Raw genomic sequence first — 17,221 nt, 5'->3', positions numbered from 1 at the left:
GATGGTGGGCCCCGCGCCGCAGGGGAGCGTCACCTCACGGTCGAGGCCACGCGGCTGGTTCAGCTCCGGCACGCCCTGCACGTCGATGCCGCTGAGGCCGACCGGCAGCGGCTGCGGCTCGAACAGCGCCGTCGACCGGCTGACCCTCGGCACCGTCGAGGTCACGGCCACTGTGAGCCCACGGGTACGCAGAGCCGGGAAGCGGGCCACACCGTCCGGGTCGACAGCCACCTCCCGGATGCCGTCGTCGCCGGTGATCCGGACCGTCCTGGGCGGCGCCGCGACGAGGTTCTCCGCGAACCGCAGCCGCACCCAGCTCACCTTGCGCACCGTGCCCCAGCGCGTCTTCACAGTGGGCTGCGGATCGCTCGGGTCCGCCCACCACGCCGTGCCGTCGTCCCCGTCCCCCAGCGACCGCGACGAGGCGACCGGATCGGCGAACCACGAACTCGACGTCGTGAACGTCTCGCCGCCCGTCATCTCGTCGTACGTCGCGAGCGCCGTGGCGGGCGTGGCCCGGGCCAGGCCGGTGAGCTGGGTGGGGATCGCGGCCGGCAGGTCGAAGCGCCGGGGCACCAGACCGGTCTCCTCGCCCTGCCGGATCAGGTCGGGGGCGCACAGGTAGTGGTCACCGGAGACCGCGCAGGCGGACCGGTCGGTGGCCTTGCGGGCCAGCGCGACTACCTCGGGCGCGGCGGCGTCGGCCGGCACCTTCGGCAGCCGCAGGTAGCGCTCGGGCGTCACCCCGGCGACACTCAGCTCCCGGATGCCCGCCCGGCGGCCCGGAACGTCGGCGTCAGCGACCCCCTCGACGGTCACCCGCAGCCAACTGGTCCGGCCGGCGGGCAGCGGCAGCCGCGCCGTCGACCGGCCCGCGTCGGTCACCGGGTGCACCTGGGAACCGCCCTCGGTGCTGACGCGTACCGAGGTGACCGGCGCGCCGATCACCTCGTCGCCCATCACCTGCACCTCCACCGAGTCGGCCTCGATCGCGTCGGCGAACCGCAGCTCGACCCACTGGCCCACCGGTTTGCGCGCGCCGTCGGACAACCACGCGGTGCCGGCGTCGCCGTCCACCGCGGCGAAGGGCGTGGCCGACGGGTCGCGCAGCCCGGCCGGGCCGGTGACGTCCGCCGCGCTGGAGGACGCCCGGACATCGGCCACCCCGGCGTACGCCGACGAGGTGATCGACGACCGCCACGCCGGGTCGAGGATGTCGTGTTCCAGGCGCTCCAACTGGGTCGGGTCCTGCTCGGTCAGTGTGCGTGAGGTGTTGCCCCGGACCAGACCGAAATCGACCTCCCGGTCCCGGAGGCTGTCGGCGAGCACGGTGCCCCCGTCGCTGACCAGCGGGGGATCACCGTCGAGGATCACCGGCCGGTTGCCCAGCACCCCGGCGTCGCTGAGGTCCAGCAACGTCTCCGGCGCGCCGACCAGATTGAGCGGCAGCGCGGCGTCGGTCAGCGTGGCCCGCGGCGTCGGCCGGTCCACCTCGTAGATCTCCACCGCCGGATACGGCTCGTGCAGTCCGTAGTCCCACGCGCCGCCCAGGTCGGGCTCCACCCCGACGGCCGGGCCGAACGCGGCGACCCGGAACAGGCCCGGAGCGCTGTCCAGCGTGCGGTGCACGAGGACCGGCCAGGCGATGCCGCCGACCGGCTGGCGGAGATCGTTGCGGACGAGCAGGTACCGCACGCCGAGCCGGCTGAGCACGTCGGCCAGTCCGGGCGAGGCGGTGCCCGAGGCGAGCCGCTCGTCGATCGCGGAGAGCAGCCGGGAGTTGCCCGCCGATCCGCCGGGCACCAGCGCCCGCACCGCCCACGGCGAGTCCAGCAGGGGCTGCGCCGGTTCGTCCAGCGGACGTCCCCAGTTGTACTCGGCGAAGTTGGAGCCGGGGACCAGCAGGGTGGTGCCCGTGCCGGCATGCCGGTCGAGCCACCCGGTCGCCTGCCGCCAGTGCTCGGGCACCGCGTGGAAGCCGCCGCCCGGCGCGAGCCCCGCCATCCCGGCGCCGCTGGTCACCGCCACGAGCGCGGCGGCGGTCGCGCCCAGCGCCACCCGCCGGGGCGCCATGTTCGTGGGGCGCGTGAAGCGGCGGATCAGCGCGATCCGGCCGACGGTGTCCAGCATGTGCGCGGCGGCCAGCGCCAGCGGCAGGCGGATCACGACGTCGAACTTGTGCAGGTTGCGGAGGGCGGCGAGCGGACCGTCGAGGACCTCACGAACCGGCGCCGCGAACACGGCGCCCCCGGTCGACAGGTTGCCCGCGGTCAGGGCCAGCAGGCCGACCAGGGAGCCGACGAGCAGGAACCGCCGCTCGGGCAGGTCACGGCGGGCCAGCCCGGCCAGCCCGACGCAGGCGATCAGACCGGTGAGCACGACCATCCACGGCGTCGTGACCAGCGCCCATCCCGAGCGCCACCACGGCACGCCGTCGACAGCCAGGTAACCAACCCAGTGAGTGCTGCCGCGTACCGCCGAGGGAAGCGACGTCACGCTGGTCGTGACCGCCGCGCTCTCGGTGTACGGGAGGAACGGGAAACCGTAGCGTTGCAGCAACAGCAGCGGCACCAGCCACCAGAAGGTGGCCGCGACCATCGCCGCCGTCCACCAGGCCAGCAGACGGATCCGCCGCCGGCCGGCCGCCCGGGTCACCACGTAGAGGAACGCCGGCAGGACGGCGCACGCGACCGCAGCGCCGTTCGCGCCGCCCATGCAGACCACCGCGAGCCCGCTGAGCGCCGCGGCCCGCCGCAACGAGCCGCCGGCGGCCCCCTTGACCAGGGGCAGCAGGACCCACGGGGCGACGCAGTACGGCAGCAGTTCCAGCGAGACCGTGCCGACCAGGGACAGCGCCCGGGGGGAGAGCGCGAAGATCGCGCCGGCCACCAGACGCGATCCCGGACCGCCCAGGTCGAGGGCGCGAGCCAGCCGCACCACGCCGGTGAGGGCGACGCAGAGCAGCGTCGCCATCCAGAGCCGCTGGACCAGCCAGGCCGGCAGGCCCACCGCCTCACCGAGCAGGAAGAACGGGCCCATCGGGAAGAAGTAGCCGACCGCCTGGTTCTGGAGCGTGCCGAACTGCCAGTCCCCGGTCCACAGGTTGGCCGCGCGGGCGAGGAAGCCGCCCGGGTCCAGCGCCATGTCCAGCTTCGTCTCGGGCACGATGAGCCCGGGCTCCTGGGTGACGCAGAGACCGATCAGCGCGAGACAGACCAGCAGCTCGCGCAGGCGCCACACCGCCAGGGACACCGTGGCGCTCGGAATTCCGGGGGTACGGCGAGCGGTCGACCAGGCGGTCAGCACTGCCGTACCGGAACGCCGGTGAGCAGTTCGTCCGCTCCGGCGTTCCGCTCGTTGATGTCGTCGGCTCCGGCCCCCGCCCGGAGCAGCGCCTGCCGGACGGCGGCCGGCTCGGCGGCCGGCACCACGATCAGCAGGTCCTGCCCGTCGATCGCGACGTGCCGGGTGCGCGGCAGGAGTGGCGCCACCCGTGCCAGGAGGCTCTCCGGCTGGTCGGTCCGGACCACCACCGACGTGTTGCCGGCGGCCCAGGGCACCGGGCGTGGCGTCAGCAGATCCCCGAGGACCGCACGCACCCGCCGGCCGGTGTCGGTCCAGCGGAACGAGCCGCTCCACCGCCGGCACTCCGCGGCCGTCCGGTCCCGCTCGCCGGGCGTCGCCAGACAGTCCAGCGCGCGGTCGAGCCCGGCGGCCAGGTTCTGTGCCGGATCCTCGCCCTCGTCGACCAGCCATCCGGTACGGCCCGGCCGGACCGCGTCGCGCAGCCCGTCCACGTCGAAGGCGACTGTGGGCAGCCCGGCGGCGGCCGCCTCCACCACCACGAGACCCCAGCCCTCACCCCACGAGGCGGAGACGTGCAGCCAGGCCGAGGCCAGCAGCGCGTCCCGCTCGGCGGCGGGCAGGTGCCCGTGGACGGTGACCGTGTCGTTCAGTCCACGCTCGTCGACCAGCCGGCGGACGCTCTCCACGTCCGGCCCGCCACCGACGATGTCCAGACGCAGGTCGGGTCGTTCCGCCCGGAGCCGGGCCACGGCGTCGATCACCAGGTCCACCCGCTTGTGCCGGGTCACCCGGCCGACGCAGACCACCCGGGGCCGGTCCGCACGGGCCACGCCCGCGACGGCTGGCGGGGACGCGTCCGCGCCGTTGGGCACCACGACCACCGGGCCGGTCCAGCGCAGCCGCTCCCGGATCGCCACGGCCGTCGAGGGGGAGACCGCGAGCGTCACCGCCCGGCGGTAGACCCGCCGCGCGACCGGTCCCTCCAGCCACGCGCCGAAGCGACCGACGACCGGGCCGAAGTACAGCCGGAACTGCCGGTCGTGCACGTGGTGGATCACGCAGATCACCGGCACGGCCGCCGGCAGCACCGCCGGACTGAAGAACGGGATGCCGTTCTGGCAGTCCACCACCGCGTCGAACTGCCGGCGGTGGCGCGCCAGCCAGGCCAGCACCCGGGGGTAGACGGTCCACCGGCCGCCGGCCCGGACGATCCGGATGCCGTCGCGGACCTCGTCACCGGGTTGCCCCTTCGGGCGCGCGGTGACGAAGGTGACCTCCGCGCCGGCTGTCACCAGGTCTCGGGCGACCTGCCAGGCGTAGACCTCGGCGCCCCCGGCGTCGGGATGCCAGGGGTCCTTCCAGTTGAGCACCACGACCCGGCGGCCCACCACCGTGGCATCGGTGGTGGGTGCCGCGTCGGTAGAGGGTGTTCCGACACTCACGGCCGCATTCCAACGGCGGCCGTGCCGCCGGTGACGTCCGGCGTGACCGGAAGCGTGACGAGCGGCATCACCGGGGTGACGTCGGCGCCACGGAGCCACCAGTTGATCTTCGCGACGTCCACGAAGCTCTGCCAGCCGTGCCGGACCGGTGAGAAACGCGAGCCGGGCACGTCCACCCAGCTGACCGGAATCTCCACCAGGCGGGCGCCGGCCCGCTCGGCGCGGCCCAGCACCTCGACGTCGAACGCGAACCCACCGCACCGCATGGGCGCGAAGACCCGCCGGGCGACGTCGTTGCGGAAGAACTTGAACCCGCACTGCGTCTCACTGACGCCACGCACCACCTGCCGGACGGCGCCCCGGAACGCCACCGCGCCCCAGCGTCGCAGCACGCTGTGCCGCTCCTCGACGACCGACTCGGGGTGGGCACGCGACCCGACCACCGCGTCCGCGCCCTCGTACAGGAGCTGGAGCACCTGCGCGAGAGCGGCCGGCGCGGTGGCCAGATCGGCGTCGCAGAAGCCGACGTAACGGGCGTCGCTGGCCAGCACACCCCGACGCACCGCGAAGCCCTTGCCCGGTTCGCCGCACCAGAGAAGACGGACCGGAACCGGGCCGGGCGGCGCGTTCACCACCACGGCACTGGTCCCGTCGTCGCTGGCGTTGTCCACCACGGTGACCCGGCAGGGCACACCGAGCTCGGCCAACGCCGCCCGGAGCAGGACCAATGTGTCGGGCAGCCGGAGTGCCTCGTTGTACGCGGGCACCACGACGTCGAGTACGACCAGATCTGACGAGACGTCAGGAGGGGGGACCTCCATGCCGCACCGTCAGCGCTCGCCGTACACGATGATGGGCTGCTCCACGCTCGCTGGCTTGCTGTTGCTGTTGCCGAGGGTGGACGCCCCGATCGAGACGGCCAGAATTCCCAGCACGGCACCCACCGCCGCGGCGACGACCGCGGTCAGGAGGGGATTGAAGGATGCCTTCATCGATGATCCCTTCGGAGAAAGGTACCGAAGAGTAACATGCGTCACTGGCGCTTGACCCGGTGCGAAAGGGCGATCACCAGGGTGGCCCCCAGTACCGAATACCCCATCAGGGGAATTATGCCGATGCGACCGGACGAGCCGGAGAAATCGGAATCCGGCAGACGCAACAGCGTCAATGCCCCGTCCCGCCGGACCAGCTCGGCGCTGACGAAACGGCCCTCCACCTGCGCGGCGTCCGGTTGGTCCGTCTGCACGAGCACATACCGCACCCCGAGCCCGCGCAGCGCCGGTCCCGGATCGCCCGGGACTGCCAACGCCGCCGCCACCCGGTCCGCCTCCCGGCTCTCCCCACGGATCCGCTCCCGGCCGACCAGTACGTCCTGGTCCCCGACCACCGGCCGCCGGAACGCCCGCGAGGCCGGATCGAGCACCGGCACGTTCCCCGCCCACGGGTAGGCCCGGAACGACGACCAGGGCAGCGACACCAGACTGCCCCCGGCCGGATCCCGGTTCACCTCGGCGCGCACCGCCGACCACTCCGCGGGGTACCGCACCGTGTCGAGCTGACCACTGAGACCCCACGCCAGACCGGGCATGAGCAGCACCGGCGCGACCGCCAGCAGCGGAGCCAGCGCCCGGACCCCGGCCGTCACGAGCGACTCCACGAGCATCCCGAGACCCACCGCCTGCACCAGCGCCAGCGGGGCGAGCAGCCGAGTGCCGTCCCGGACCGCGCCGGCCAGCGGAACATGCTCGACCAGCGCGACCATCCACTGCGCGCCCAGCGACCACGCCGGCGCCACGGCGACCACGATGCCCAGGACCGCGCCCGCGAGCAGACCCCACCAGGCCGCCGACGGCCAGCGGCGACGGGTCAGCACGTACCCCCACAGCGCCGCGCCGGCCAGCGCCAGCGCCAGCAGGGCGACCGGCCACTGGTCCCGACCGACCGGCACGGCGTGCCGGCTCCAGACGCCACCGAGAGAGGCGACGCTGCCGAGCACCCCGAGCGGCGTGTCCGCGCGAACCGCGAAGGCGGCGACCCCCCGCTCGTCGAGGTCGACGGCGCCGCCACGGCTCACCAGCGCGAGCCACCACGGCGCGGTCAGGCCGGCCAACGTGACCGCCCCCGCCGCCAGCGCCCGCCACCGGCGCGCCAGAGCCAACGCCGGAGCACAGGAGAACACCGCCGCCAGCACCATCGCCGGGCCGCCCAGCACCACCGCGAGCCCTCCGGCCACGGCGGAACGCCGCCCCGGGCCGGTGCCCTCGGGCGGCGGCCGGAGCACCCCCAGCACCCAGGCGAACGCCCACGGCAACGCCGCGTACCCCGCCAGCACCGCCCACTGCCCGAGGTGCAGCCGCCCGTACACCCAGGGGTTCCAGACGTACGCGAGCCCGGCAGCGACCCTCGCCAGCGGATGACCGACGGGCGCCAGCCGCGCGGCGCCCACCGCCGCCAGGGCGAGACAGCCGACCAGGAGCGCCTTCTGGGCCACGTCGGCGGGGACGAGCTGCGACAGCCCGACCGCGAGCAGCTCGCTGGGCACCGCACGCGGCAGCTCGGAGCCGCTGCCCCAGACCACCGCGCCGAACGGCGGGTCCGGCACGAACACCAGGTCGTACCGGAGGACGAAACCGCGGCGCAGCACCGGGCCGAGGATCGCGACGACCACGCCGACACCGAGCGCCGTCTCCGGCCACCAACGGCGGAGCGCGGCGACGGCCCACCACAGCGCCGCACCGAACCTCGGTGACGCTCGACGCACACGGACCCCCATGAACCTGGACGGAAGCAGGCCCGACGTCGCACCCGGGGCTCCGGACAGCACTCTAGGCACAGGGGAACTGCGGACGGTAGCTTGCCTCACGACGTCGACGAACGAGTCGCGACGACGACGCGAAGTCCGGGGCGAACCGTTCCCACCGGCGACACCGACATGAGGCGCGATGACAGAGACCACGGCGGGGCCCGGCGCGAGCCGCATGGGGACAGCCGGCGCGGCCGTCGCGGGCGCCGCGATGGTGACGAACGGGCTCGCCTACCTGCTGCCCATGCTCGGCGCCCGCTACCTGCCGGTCGAGGAGCTGAGCGTCCTGGCCACGACGCTGGCCCTCGTCGCGATCGCCGGCGTCGCGGGCGTGGGGCTGCAGATGGCTGTCGCGGTGCACCGGGCCCGCCACCCCGGCGCGCCCACGCACCGGGTCAGCCTCGTCACCACGGCGGTCGCCGGTGGCGCCGTCGTCGTGGCCGCGCCGCTGGTGATGACCGCCCTGCGGCTGTCGTCGACGGTAGTGGCGCTGGTCGCCGGCACCACTGTGGCTGTCGTCCTGGCCGCCCGGTGGCTCGGCGAACTGCAGGGTGAGCAGCGCTTCGTCCGCCTCGCCTGGGCGATGGGGGTGGTGGCGCTCGGGCGGTACGGCGGCATGATCGTCGCGCTGGTCCTCGGCGCCGACGTCGTGGTCACCCTGCTCGCCGGCATGCTGACCGCCTGGCTGGTGCTGCCGGTGCTGGCCTGGATCGCCCGGCCCGACCGGCCCGCCGGGGACAACACCGTCGCCACCATGCGGATCCGGCAGGTGGCGAGCGCCGGCACCGCCGCGCTGGCGATGCTCGCGGTGTCGTACGCCGACCTGATCTTCGCCCGCCAGCTGCTCTCGCCCGCAGACTCCGGGGCGTACGCGGTCGGAACCGTGCTCACCAAGGGCGCGCTCTGGGCGCCCCAGGTGATCGTGGTGCTGGCGCTGCCCCGGCTTGCCGTCGGCGACAACCGGGTCCGTACCGTCGTGCTCGCCATCGTCGCCGCCTGCGGCGTCGTGCTCGTCGCCGCCTCGGCCCTGGCCGGCGGGTTCGCGTTCCGGCTGGTGGGCGGCGAGGACTACACGTCCCTGGGGCGGTACGCCCCGTTCTTCGCCGCGACCGGCGCGCTCTACGCGCTGATCTTCGCGGCCGTCAACGCGAAGATCGCGGCGGGCGCGCGCTGGCCCTCCGCGCCGCTCTGGGTCGCCGCGGCCGTCCTGGCCGTGCTGACCACGACCGTCGCGCCACGGACGTTCCAGGGCATCATGTGGTGTGCGCTCGCCACCGCCGCGGGAACCGCGCTGGTGATGGTGTTCAGTCCTCCGCGAGCCAGTCGCCCAGCAGCCGGTGATCGATCGAGTCCACCCGGCCCAGCGGCCGCCCTGCCGCGATCCGCGCCCGCAGCTCCGCCCGGCTGAACCAGCGCGCCTCCAGCAGCTCCACCCCGTCGACCCGGACCTCCTCGGACACGGCGACGGCCCGGAAACCCGCCATCAGCCCGGCGGGAAACGGCCACGCCTGCGACCCCTGGTAGACCACGTCGGTGACGCTGACGCCCGCCTCCTCGGCCAGCTCCCGGCGGACCGCGTCCTCCAGGCTCTCGCCGACCTCGACGAAGCCGGCCAGCGTCGAGTAGCCGCCCACGGCCGCGCCCGCGTGCCGGGCCAGCAGGCAACGCCCATCGCGGCCGGGCGCCTCGACCAGCACGATCACGGCCGGCTCGATCCGGGGGAACAGCAGCCGCCCGCACTCCCCGCCGCCACAGGTCCGCATGTGCCCGCCGCCGCCGGCCATGGCCCGGGCGCCGCACGCGCCGCAGTACCGCTGCTGCCGGTGCCAGAGCAGCAACCCCCGGGCGTACGCCTGCACGGCCGCCCCGGCCGGGTCGAGCCGGCCCACGAGCGCCCGGACGTCGGCCGTCCCCGTCGCGGCGGCCAGGTCGACGGCGGCCCGCTCGCCCAGCGCGGAGAGATCGGCCGCGAACACCGCGACGTCGCCGTCGAGCCCCAGGAAGACGGTCTCCTCGGCCGCCGCCCGGACGCGGGACGCGTGGTCGCCGGTGAGCCGGACCGGACCGGCCGCGTCGACCAGGCAACGATCCCGCCACAGCGGCAGCACCACGCTCACCGGATCGGCCAGCCGCCCGGCCAGCCACTCCGCGTCACCGCGCAGCGCCGCCGCCCGGTCGAGCCATCCACCGCCGTACGCCAGCACCCGCTCACCGTGCCACGATCCGCACCCGGGCGCGGCCCCGAATCGGGTGATCGGTACGACACCGCCGAACGCCCGACACGACCACCGGGCCGGAGACTCCCGGCGCGCCCTGGCGTTGGTTAACGTAGGTGTCTCCCGCGGGGTAAGCGGTCCCCGCCGGTACTTCCGATCGAGGTTGCAGTGACGATGTACGGCGAGAAGGTGCCGGCTGCCGACGACCGGCCCACCATCAAGGTGGCGGCGGTGAGCTGGCCCGGCGTCGAAATGGAGCCGGTCGCCACACCGCCCGGAGGCGAGTCGGGCAGGCCGGGGCGGTCACGACGGGCCCGGCTGCTGCTGGCCGGGGGGATCGTCGCGGCCGTGCTCGCCGGCGGCGTCGGCCTGGGCGCCTACGCGTACGCCGGTGACGTGCCCCGCGGCACCACCGTGCTCGGCACCGAGCTGGGCGGGCGCAGTCGCGCGGAGGCGGCCCAGGCGCTCCGCGCCGAGCTGGAGCGCCGCGCCGACACGTTGAACGCGCCACTGGCCGTCACAGTCGGTGAGAAGAAGGCCGAGCTGAACCCGTCCGAGGTGGGGCTCGCCATCGACGTGGACGCCACGGTGGCAGCGGCCGCCGAGGCCGACGCGCACGCGGTGAGCCGGCTCGTCGGCTCCCGTACGGTCGAGCCGGTGGTCACCGTCGACCAGCCCAAGCTGGAGGCCGCCCTGCGCAAGGTGATGGGCTCGCAGGGACGCGAGATGACCATGCCGGCGATCATCTGGACCGGCACCACCCCGAAGCCGGTCTACCCGAAGCCGGCGCTGACCGTCGACACCGACGGCGCCACCGCCGTGGTGAAGGCCGGCTGGCTGGCCGCCGAGCCGGTCACCGTGCCGCTCGTCGAGAAGTGGCCCGCCACCACCCGTGAGGAGGTGGACCGCTTCGTCGCCGAACTGGCCCGGCCCGCTGTCGCCGCGCCGGTGACGCTCACCACCGACGGCGGTTCGGTCACCATCCCGCCCGCCGCCATCGCCCGGTCGCTGCGCTTCTCCGCCGACGACGCCGGCACGCTCACCCCGAAGGTCGACGTCAAGCGGCTCCGCGCCGCGCTCGGCGACCGGCTGACGAAGCTGGAGGTCGAGCCGCAGGACGCCGGGCTGACCATCAGCGGCGGCAAGCCGAAGGTGGTGCCCAGCAAGGCCGGCCGCCAGGTCGACGCCGCCGCGCTCGGCCCGGCCCTGCTCGCGGTGCTGCCCAAGTCCGAGGGCCGCACGGTGACCGCCGAACTCAAGCCGGCCGCGCCCGAACTGACCGAGGCGGAGCTGGCGAAGCTGGGCATCAAGGAGCGGGTGTCGAGCTTCACCACCCACTTCACCGGCGGCCTGTCCTCCCCGCGCAGCCAGAACATCGTCCGCGCGGCCAAGGACGTGGACGGCACGCTCGTGAAGCCGGGTGAGACGTTCTCGCTGAACGGGCACACCGGCGAGCGCGGCTACGACCAGGGGTACAAGGACGCGCCGACGATCGTGAACGGCAAGCTGGTGCCGGGCGTCGGCGGCGGCGTCTCCCAGTTCACCACCACGCTGTTCAACGCCACCTACTACGCCGGGCTGGAGGACGTGGAGCACAAGCCGCACTCGTTCTACTTCAGCCGCTACCCGGCCGTGATCGAGTCGACCATCTACTGGCCGCAGCTCGACTTCAAGTTCCGCAACAACACGCCTCACGGCGTACTCATCGACACCTCGTACACGTCCAGCTCGATCACCGTCTCGATCTGGAGCACCAAGATCTACGACAGCGTCAAGACCGAGTACGGCCCCCGCCGCAACATCACCCAGCCGAAGACCGTGTACCTGACGCCGGGACCGTCCTGCATCCCCGCCGCCGGCGCCATCGGGTTCGCCCAGGACGCCTTCCGGGTCATCAAGAAGGACGGCAAGGTCGTCAAGCGGGAGAAGTTCAGCTGGCGCTACGACGCAGAGCCGCGCTTCATCTGCGCCCCGAAGCCGGGCGGCAACTGATCCACGACACGCGAAAAGGCCCCGCCGGACGCATCCGGCGGGGCCTTTCCCATGCTTCTCACGGCCGCGCCGCGGCCAGCCCTTCGCGTACGCCGTCGGCGTCCAGGTCGGTGCCGTACACGGGCGTGTCCGGCTGCTGACGCCAGCTCTCGTCCAGGGTGCCCGCGTCGACCGGGTCGAAGCCCAACTCGTCCACGAGGCCCATCACGATCCGCTTGGCGTCCGCGTCGTCGGCGGCCACCGGCAGCGCGATCCGGCCCGCCGTACCCGCGGGCTTGCCCTCGTCCATCAGGTGCGCCGCCTGGATGTTGTTGAAGACCTTCACCACCCGGGCGCCCTTGAGGTGGTCAGCGGTCCAGCGGCTGGAGCTGAGGCTCCGGTCCAGCAGCTCGGCGATGTCGCCGTCCCGCTGGGAGTAGTAGTTGTTGGCGTCGACCACCAGCTTGCCGTCGAAGAGGCTCGCCGGAAGCTGCGGCACCGCGTTCAGCGGGATCGCGATGACCACCAGCTCAGCGCCCTGCACGGCGTCCTCCACCGACACCGCCCGTGCGCCGGTCTCGGCGGTCAGGTCGGCGAGGCTCTGCGGCCCGCGGGAGTTGGCCACCGCGACGTCGTGGCCGAGTGAACGCAGACGACGGGTGAGGGTGCCCCCGATGTGCCCCGACCCGATGATTCCGATCTCCATGCCCACTCCTGTACCCCGTGCGCACCGCCCCGACCACGGCCCGGGGGTACGCCATGTCACGTTTCGGGCCGCTGAGCCGGCGTGCGTCGGCGGTCCCGGCTCGACGGTACGAGACTGACGCGGCCGTCGTGGTGATTCCCGTCGGCCAGCCCGAATCCGGGCCGGTGTGGTGGGCGGCCGCCGAACCCGCCAGTTCGGGGAGGTGGCTGGATCCCAGGCACTCTGATGCCACCACTTAGGGGAACTGGCGACTGGTTCGCCGGCTCGGCGAAGTGGCTGAATCCGCGGCACTCCGATGCCACCACTTAGGGGAACTGGCGACTGGCTCGCCAGCTCGGGAGGTGGCTGAATCCGCGGCACTCCGATGCCGCCACTTCGGGGAACTGGTGACTGGCTCGCCAGCTCGGCGAAGTGGCTAGGACCGGGGCACTCCGATGCCGCCACTTCGGCGAACTGGCGACTGGCTCGCCAGCTCGGCGAAGTGGCTAGGACCGGGGCACTCCGATGCCGCCACTTCGGCGAACTGGTGCCCGGCTCGCCAGCTCGGGGAGGTGGCTAGGTCCGGGGCGCTCCGTTGCCGCTACTCCAAGGGGGTGGCGGCCCGGTCCGGCAGTTCGGCGAAGTGGCGGTGGACTGGTGCATGCCGTTGCCGCCACTTCGCCGTGGTGTTGGCCCCGCTCGCCAGTTCGGGGTAGTGGCTAGGTCCGGGGCACTCCATTGCCACCATTTCGGGGAAGTGGCTGGGTTGGCTGCACTTCGTTGCATCCACTTCGGCGTAGTGGCGGTCCGACCCGCCAGTTCGGGGAGGTGGTTGCATCCGGGGCACTTCGTTGCCGCCAGTTCGGGGAAGTGGTGGCCCGGTTCGCCAGTCCGGCGAAGCGGCGGGATCCGCAGCACTCCGTTGCCACCGCTTCGGGGAAGTGGCGACCGGTCCACCAGTTCGGGGAAGTGGCCGGGTTGGAAGCATTCCGTTGCCACCAGTTCGGGGAACTGGTGGCCGGTCTGCCAGTTCGGGTAGCGGCTGGGTCCGGGGCACTCTGATGCCGCCGCGTCGGGGATCTGGTGGCCGGTGGTGCCGGCGTTTCGGCGCGGGCTGGTTGGCCGGCCTTGGGGGGAATGCGTTTCAGGGCCACCCCGACGTGGGGTGGCCCTGAAACGAACGATTGTCCGGCGGTGTCCTACTCTCCCACACCCTCCCGAGTGCAGTACCATCGGCGCTGGAGGGCTTAGCTTCCGGGTTCGGAATGTTACCGGGCGTTTCCCCTCCGCCATGACCGCCGTAACTCTATGAACATGTCAACCAACCCAACAACATGGGTGGTGTTTGTTCAGAGTTGCACAGTGGACGCGTAGCAGCTTAGTAGTCAAGTCCTCGGCCTATTAGTACCGGTCAACTGAACCCGTTACCGGGCTTACATTTCCGGCCTATCAACCCAGTCGTCTAGCTGGGGGCCTTACCCCACAAATGTGGGTGGGATACCTCATCTTGAAGCGAGCTTCCCGCTTAGATGCTTTCAGCGGTTATCCCTTCCGAACGTAGCTAACCAGCCGTGCCCCTGGCGGGACAACTGGCACACCAGAGGTTCGTCCGTCCCGGTCCTCTCGTACTAGGGACAGCCCTTCTCAAGTATCCTACGCGCACGGCGGATAGGGACCGAACTGTCTCACGACGTTCTAAACCCAGCTCGCGTACCGCTTTAATGGGCGAACAGCCCAACCCTTGGGACCTGCTACAGCCCCAGGATGCGACGAGCCGACATCGAGGTGCCAAACCATCCCGTCGATATGGACTCTTGGGGAAGATCAGCCTGTTATCCCCGGGGTACCTTTTATCCGTTGAGCGACACCGCTTCCACATGCCAGTGCCGGATCACTAGTCCCGACTTTCGTCCCTGCTCGACCTGTCAGTCTCACAGTCAAGCTCCCTTGTGCACTTGCACTCAACACCTGATTGCCAACCAGGCTGAGGGAACCTTTGGGCGCCTCCGTTACCCTTTAGGAGGCAACCGCCCCAGTTAAACTACCCACCAGACACTGTCCCTGAACCGGATAACGGTCCGAAGTTAGATACCCAAATCAACCAGAGTGGTATTTCAAGATTGCCTCCACCCATACTGGCGTATGGACTTCACCGGCTCCCACCTATCCTACACAAGCTAATTCAGATACCAATGTCAAGCTATAGTAAAGGTCCCGGGGTCTTTCCGTCCTGCCGCGCGTAACGAGCATCTTTACTCGTAATGCAATTTCGCCGGGCCTGTGGTTGAGACAGTGGGGAAGTCGTTACGCCATTCGTGCAGGTCGGAACTTACCCGACAAGGAATTTCGCTACCTTAGGATGGTTATAGTTACCACCGCCGTTTACTGGCGCTTAAGTTCTCCGCTTCGCCCCGAAGAGCTAACAGGTCCCCTTAACGTTCCAGCACCGGGCAGGCGTCAGTCCATATACATCGAATTACTTCTTCGCATGGACCTGTGTTTTTAGTAAACAGTCGCTTCCCCCTGCTCTCTGCGGCCATACAACGCTCCACCCGCGTGGGGCTTCACGTCTCCGGCCCCCCTTCTCCCTAAGTTACGGGGGCAATTTGCCGAGTTCCTTAACCACAGTTCGCCCGATCGCCTCGGTATTCTCTACCTGACCACCTGTGTCGGTTTGGGGTACGGGCCGCTAAGAACTCGCTAGAGGCTTTTCTCGGCAGCATAGGATCACTGACTTCACCTGAATCGGCTCGGCATCACGTCTCAGCCTCCATGTGTCGCGGATTTGCCTACGACACGGCCTACACGCTTACCCCGGCACAACCACCGGCCGGGCTCAGCTACCTTCCTGCGTCACCCCATCGCTTGACTACTACCCGCCAGGTTCCCACGCTCCCCACCATTGGTCCGAAGACCGCCGGCAGTTCGGGTGGTTAGCACAACGAGGTTCGTCAGGGTCGCTCTTTCGCGGGTACGGGAATATCAACCCGTTGTCCATCGACTACGCCTCTCGGCCTCGCCTTAGGTCCCGACTCACCCAGGGCGGATTAGCCTGGCCCTGGAACCCTTGGTCATCCGGCGGAAGGGTTTCTCACCCTTCTTTCGCTACTCATGCCTGCATTCTCACTCGTGCCGCGTCCACAACTGGGTCACCCCGCTGCTTCACCCCCGGCACGACGCTCCCCTACCCATCCACACACCTGCATACCCCATCAAGGAGGCACGAAGTTAAAATGTGAATGCCACAGCTTCGGCGGTGTGCTTGAGCCCCGCTACATTGTCGGCGCGGAACCACTTGACCAGTGAGCTATTACGCACTCTTTAAAGGGTGGCTGCTTCTAAGCCAACCTCCTGGTTGTCTATGCGACCCCACATCCTTTTCCACTTAGCACACGCTTAGGGGCCTTAGCTGGTGATCTGGGCTGTTTCCCTCTCGACTACGAAGCTTATCCCCCGCAGTCTCACTGCCGCGCTCTCACTTACCGGCATTCGGAGTTTGGCTGATTTCGGTAAGCTTGTGGGCCCCCTAGACCATCCAGTGCTCTACCTCCGGCAAGAAACACGCGACGCTGCACCTAAATGCATTTCGGGGAGAACCAGCTATCACGGAGTTTGATTGGCCTTTCACCCCTAACCACAGGTCATCCCCCAACTTTTCAACGTTGGTGGGTTCGGCCCTCCACGCGGTCTTACCCGCGCTTCAGCCTGCCCATGGCTAGATCACTCCGCTTCGGGTCTAGAGCATGCGACTAAAAACGCCCTATTCAGACTCGCTTTCGCTACGGCTCCCCCACACGGGTTAACCTCGCCACATGCCACTAACTCGCAGGCTCATTCTTCAAAAGGCACGCCGTCACCCCGCAAGGCTCCGACGGATTGTAGGCGAACGGTTTCAGGTACTATTTCACTCCCCTCCCGGGGTACTTTTCACCATTCCCTCACGGTACTTGTCCGCTATCGGTCACCAGGAAGTATTTAGGCTTACCAGGTGGTCCTGGCAGATTCACGGCAGATTTCAGGAGTCCGCCGCTACTCGGGAACACCCACAGAAGACCAGCAGCTTTCACCTACCGGACTATCACCGTCTACGGTCAGCCATTCCAGACTGTTCGACTAGCCACTAGCTTTGTAACTCCTCGAATGCGTGTCAGCACACTCAGCAGGGTCCCACAACCCCGACCACGCAACCCCTGACAGGTATCACACGCAGCCGGTTTAGCCTCAATCCGCTTTCGCTCGCCACTACTCACGGAATCACTATTTGTTTTCTCTTCCTACGGGTACTGAGATGTTTCACTTCCCCGCGTTCCCCCCACACACCCTATGTGTTCAGGTGCGGGTGACATCACATGACTGATGCCGGGTTTCCCCATTCGGACACCCTGGGATCACAGCTTGGTTGACAGCTCCCCCAGGCCTATCGCGGCCTCCCACGTCCTTCATCGGCTCCTGGTGCCAAGGCATCCACCGTTCGCCCTTGACAACTTGACCACAAAGATGCTCGCGTCCACTGTGCAATTCTCAACAAACAACCAACCCACAACCCACAGCCCCACACCTACAACCACCACGTGGTCACGGTTTGCGAGACCAGGCCATGCCTGGCGCCTCCGCCCCCGGGACCATCGTCCACCAGGGGCATCTCAAGGCTCTGAAACAACAACCACTCGGGTTGTTCCTTCAGGACCCAACAGGGTGCTTACATCCTTCACCAGCCGCACCAGGAGTTCGTTCCCACCACCGAAGTGGCTGTACTAGAGGTCTCCTGGCCGTTGCCGGCGCCGAACTTGCCAGTGTC

Annotated in this window: 8 protein-coding genes, 2 rRNA genes and 1 pseudogene; 2 read left to right on the top strand and 9 right to left on the bottom strand. The window is 70.2% G+C overall.

Going from position 1 to position 17,221, the window contains the following annotated elements:
• Window positions 1–132: 132 nt before the first annotated feature.
• From ACSDG8_RS18480 to ACSDG8_RS18460, 5 genes and pseudogenes are all read right to left on the bottom strand, one after another.
• Window positions 133–3,144 (bottom strand): annotated as a pseudogene (locus ACSDG8_RS18480) (alpha-(1->3)-arabinofuranosyltransferase domain-containing protein); the annotation flags it as partial.
• Between the two features lie 155 nt (window positions 3,145–3,299).
• Window positions 3,300–4,748 (bottom strand): glycosyltransferase family 4 protein, encoded by a 1,449-nt coding sequence (locus ACSDG8_RS18475; RefSeq protein ID WP_210894403.1) that lies wholly within the window; start codon window positions 4,746–4,748, stop codon window positions 3,300–3,302.
• Window positions 4,745–5,569 (bottom strand): glycosyltransferase, encoded by an 825-nt coding sequence (locus ACSDG8_RS18470; RefSeq protein WP_210894405.1) that lies wholly within the window; start codon window positions 5,567–5,569, stop codon window positions 4,745–4,747. Before ACSDG8_RS18470 ends, ACSDG8_RS18475 begins: the two co-directional genes overlap by 4 nt.
• A gap of 9 nt (window positions 5,570–5,578) precedes the next feature.
• Entirely contained in the window at window positions 5,579–5,740 is a 162-nt protein-coding gene (locus ACSDG8_RS18465; RefSeq protein ID WP_157539048.1) for a hypothetical protein, read from the bottom strand.
• A 41-nt stretch (window positions 5,741–5,781) separates the two neighbouring features.
• On the bottom strand, window positions 5,782–7,521 hold the full coding sequence (locus ACSDG8_RS18460; protein WP_439427101.1) for a hypothetical protein: 1,740 nt from the start codon (window positions 7,519–7,521) through the stop codon (window positions 5,782–5,784).
• 169 nt (window positions 7,522–7,690) lie between these two features.
• On the opposite strand from ACSDG8_RS18460, the gene ACSDG8_RS18455 reads away from it, so the two are divergent.
• Window positions 7,691–8,959 carry a polysaccharide biosynthesis protein gene (locus ACSDG8_RS18455; protein ID WP_439427100.1) on the top strand — a complete coding sequence of 423 codons (1,269 nt, stop codon included), beginning with the start codon at window positions 7,691–7,693 and terminating at the stop codon, window positions 8,957–8,959.
• On the opposite strand, the gene nudC is transcribed toward ACSDG8_RS18455, so the two are convergent.
• Window positions 8,856–9,755, bottom strand: a complete 900-nt coding sequence (gene nudC / locus ACSDG8_RS18450; protein ID WP_439427099.1) for an NAD(+) diphosphatase — start codon at window positions 9,753–9,755, stop codon at window positions 8,856–8,858. The two genes, ACSDG8_RS18455 and nudC, sit on opposite strands and share 104 nt — an antisense overlap.
• A 186-nt stretch (window positions 9,756–9,941) precedes the next feature.
• Between nudC and ACSDG8_RS18445 the strand changes: the two genes are divergently transcribed.
• Window positions 9,942–11,759 (top strand): VanW family protein, encoded by a 1,818-nt coding sequence (locus ACSDG8_RS18445; RefSeq protein ID WP_439428060.1) that lies wholly within the window; start codon window positions 9,942–9,944, stop codon window positions 11,757–11,759.
• 58 nt (window positions 11,760–11,817) lie between these two features.
• On the opposite strand, the gene ACSDG8_RS18440 is transcribed toward ACSDG8_RS18445, so the two are convergent.
• From ACSDG8_RS18440 to ACSDG8_RS18430, 3 genes are all read right to left on the bottom strand, one after another.
• Complete coding sequence (locus tag ACSDG8_RS18440) at window positions 11,818–12,444, bottom strand: NADPH-dependent F420 reductase (RefSeq protein ID WP_439427098.1); 627 nt, start codon at window positions 12,442–12,444, stop codon at window positions 11,818–11,820.
• Window positions 12,445–13,609: 1,165 nt separating this feature from the next.
• Window positions 13,610–13,726, bottom strand: a 5S ribosomal RNA gene (rrf, locus tag ACSDG8_RS18435).
• A 78-nt stretch (window positions 13,727–13,804) separates the two neighbouring features.
• A 23S ribosomal RNA gene (locus ACSDG8_RS18430) occupies window positions 13,805–16,914 on the bottom strand.
• Between the last annotated feature and the right edge of the window lie 307 nt (window positions 16,915–17,221).

This window comes from Micromonospora sp. LA-10 (genome assembly GCF_051853095.1).
Classification (GTDB): Bacteria; Actinomycetota; Actinomycetes; order Mycobacteriales; family Micromonosporaceae; genus Micromonospora; species Micromonospora echinospora_A.
This window is presented reverse-complemented; position numbering and strand designations above follow the sequence as displayed.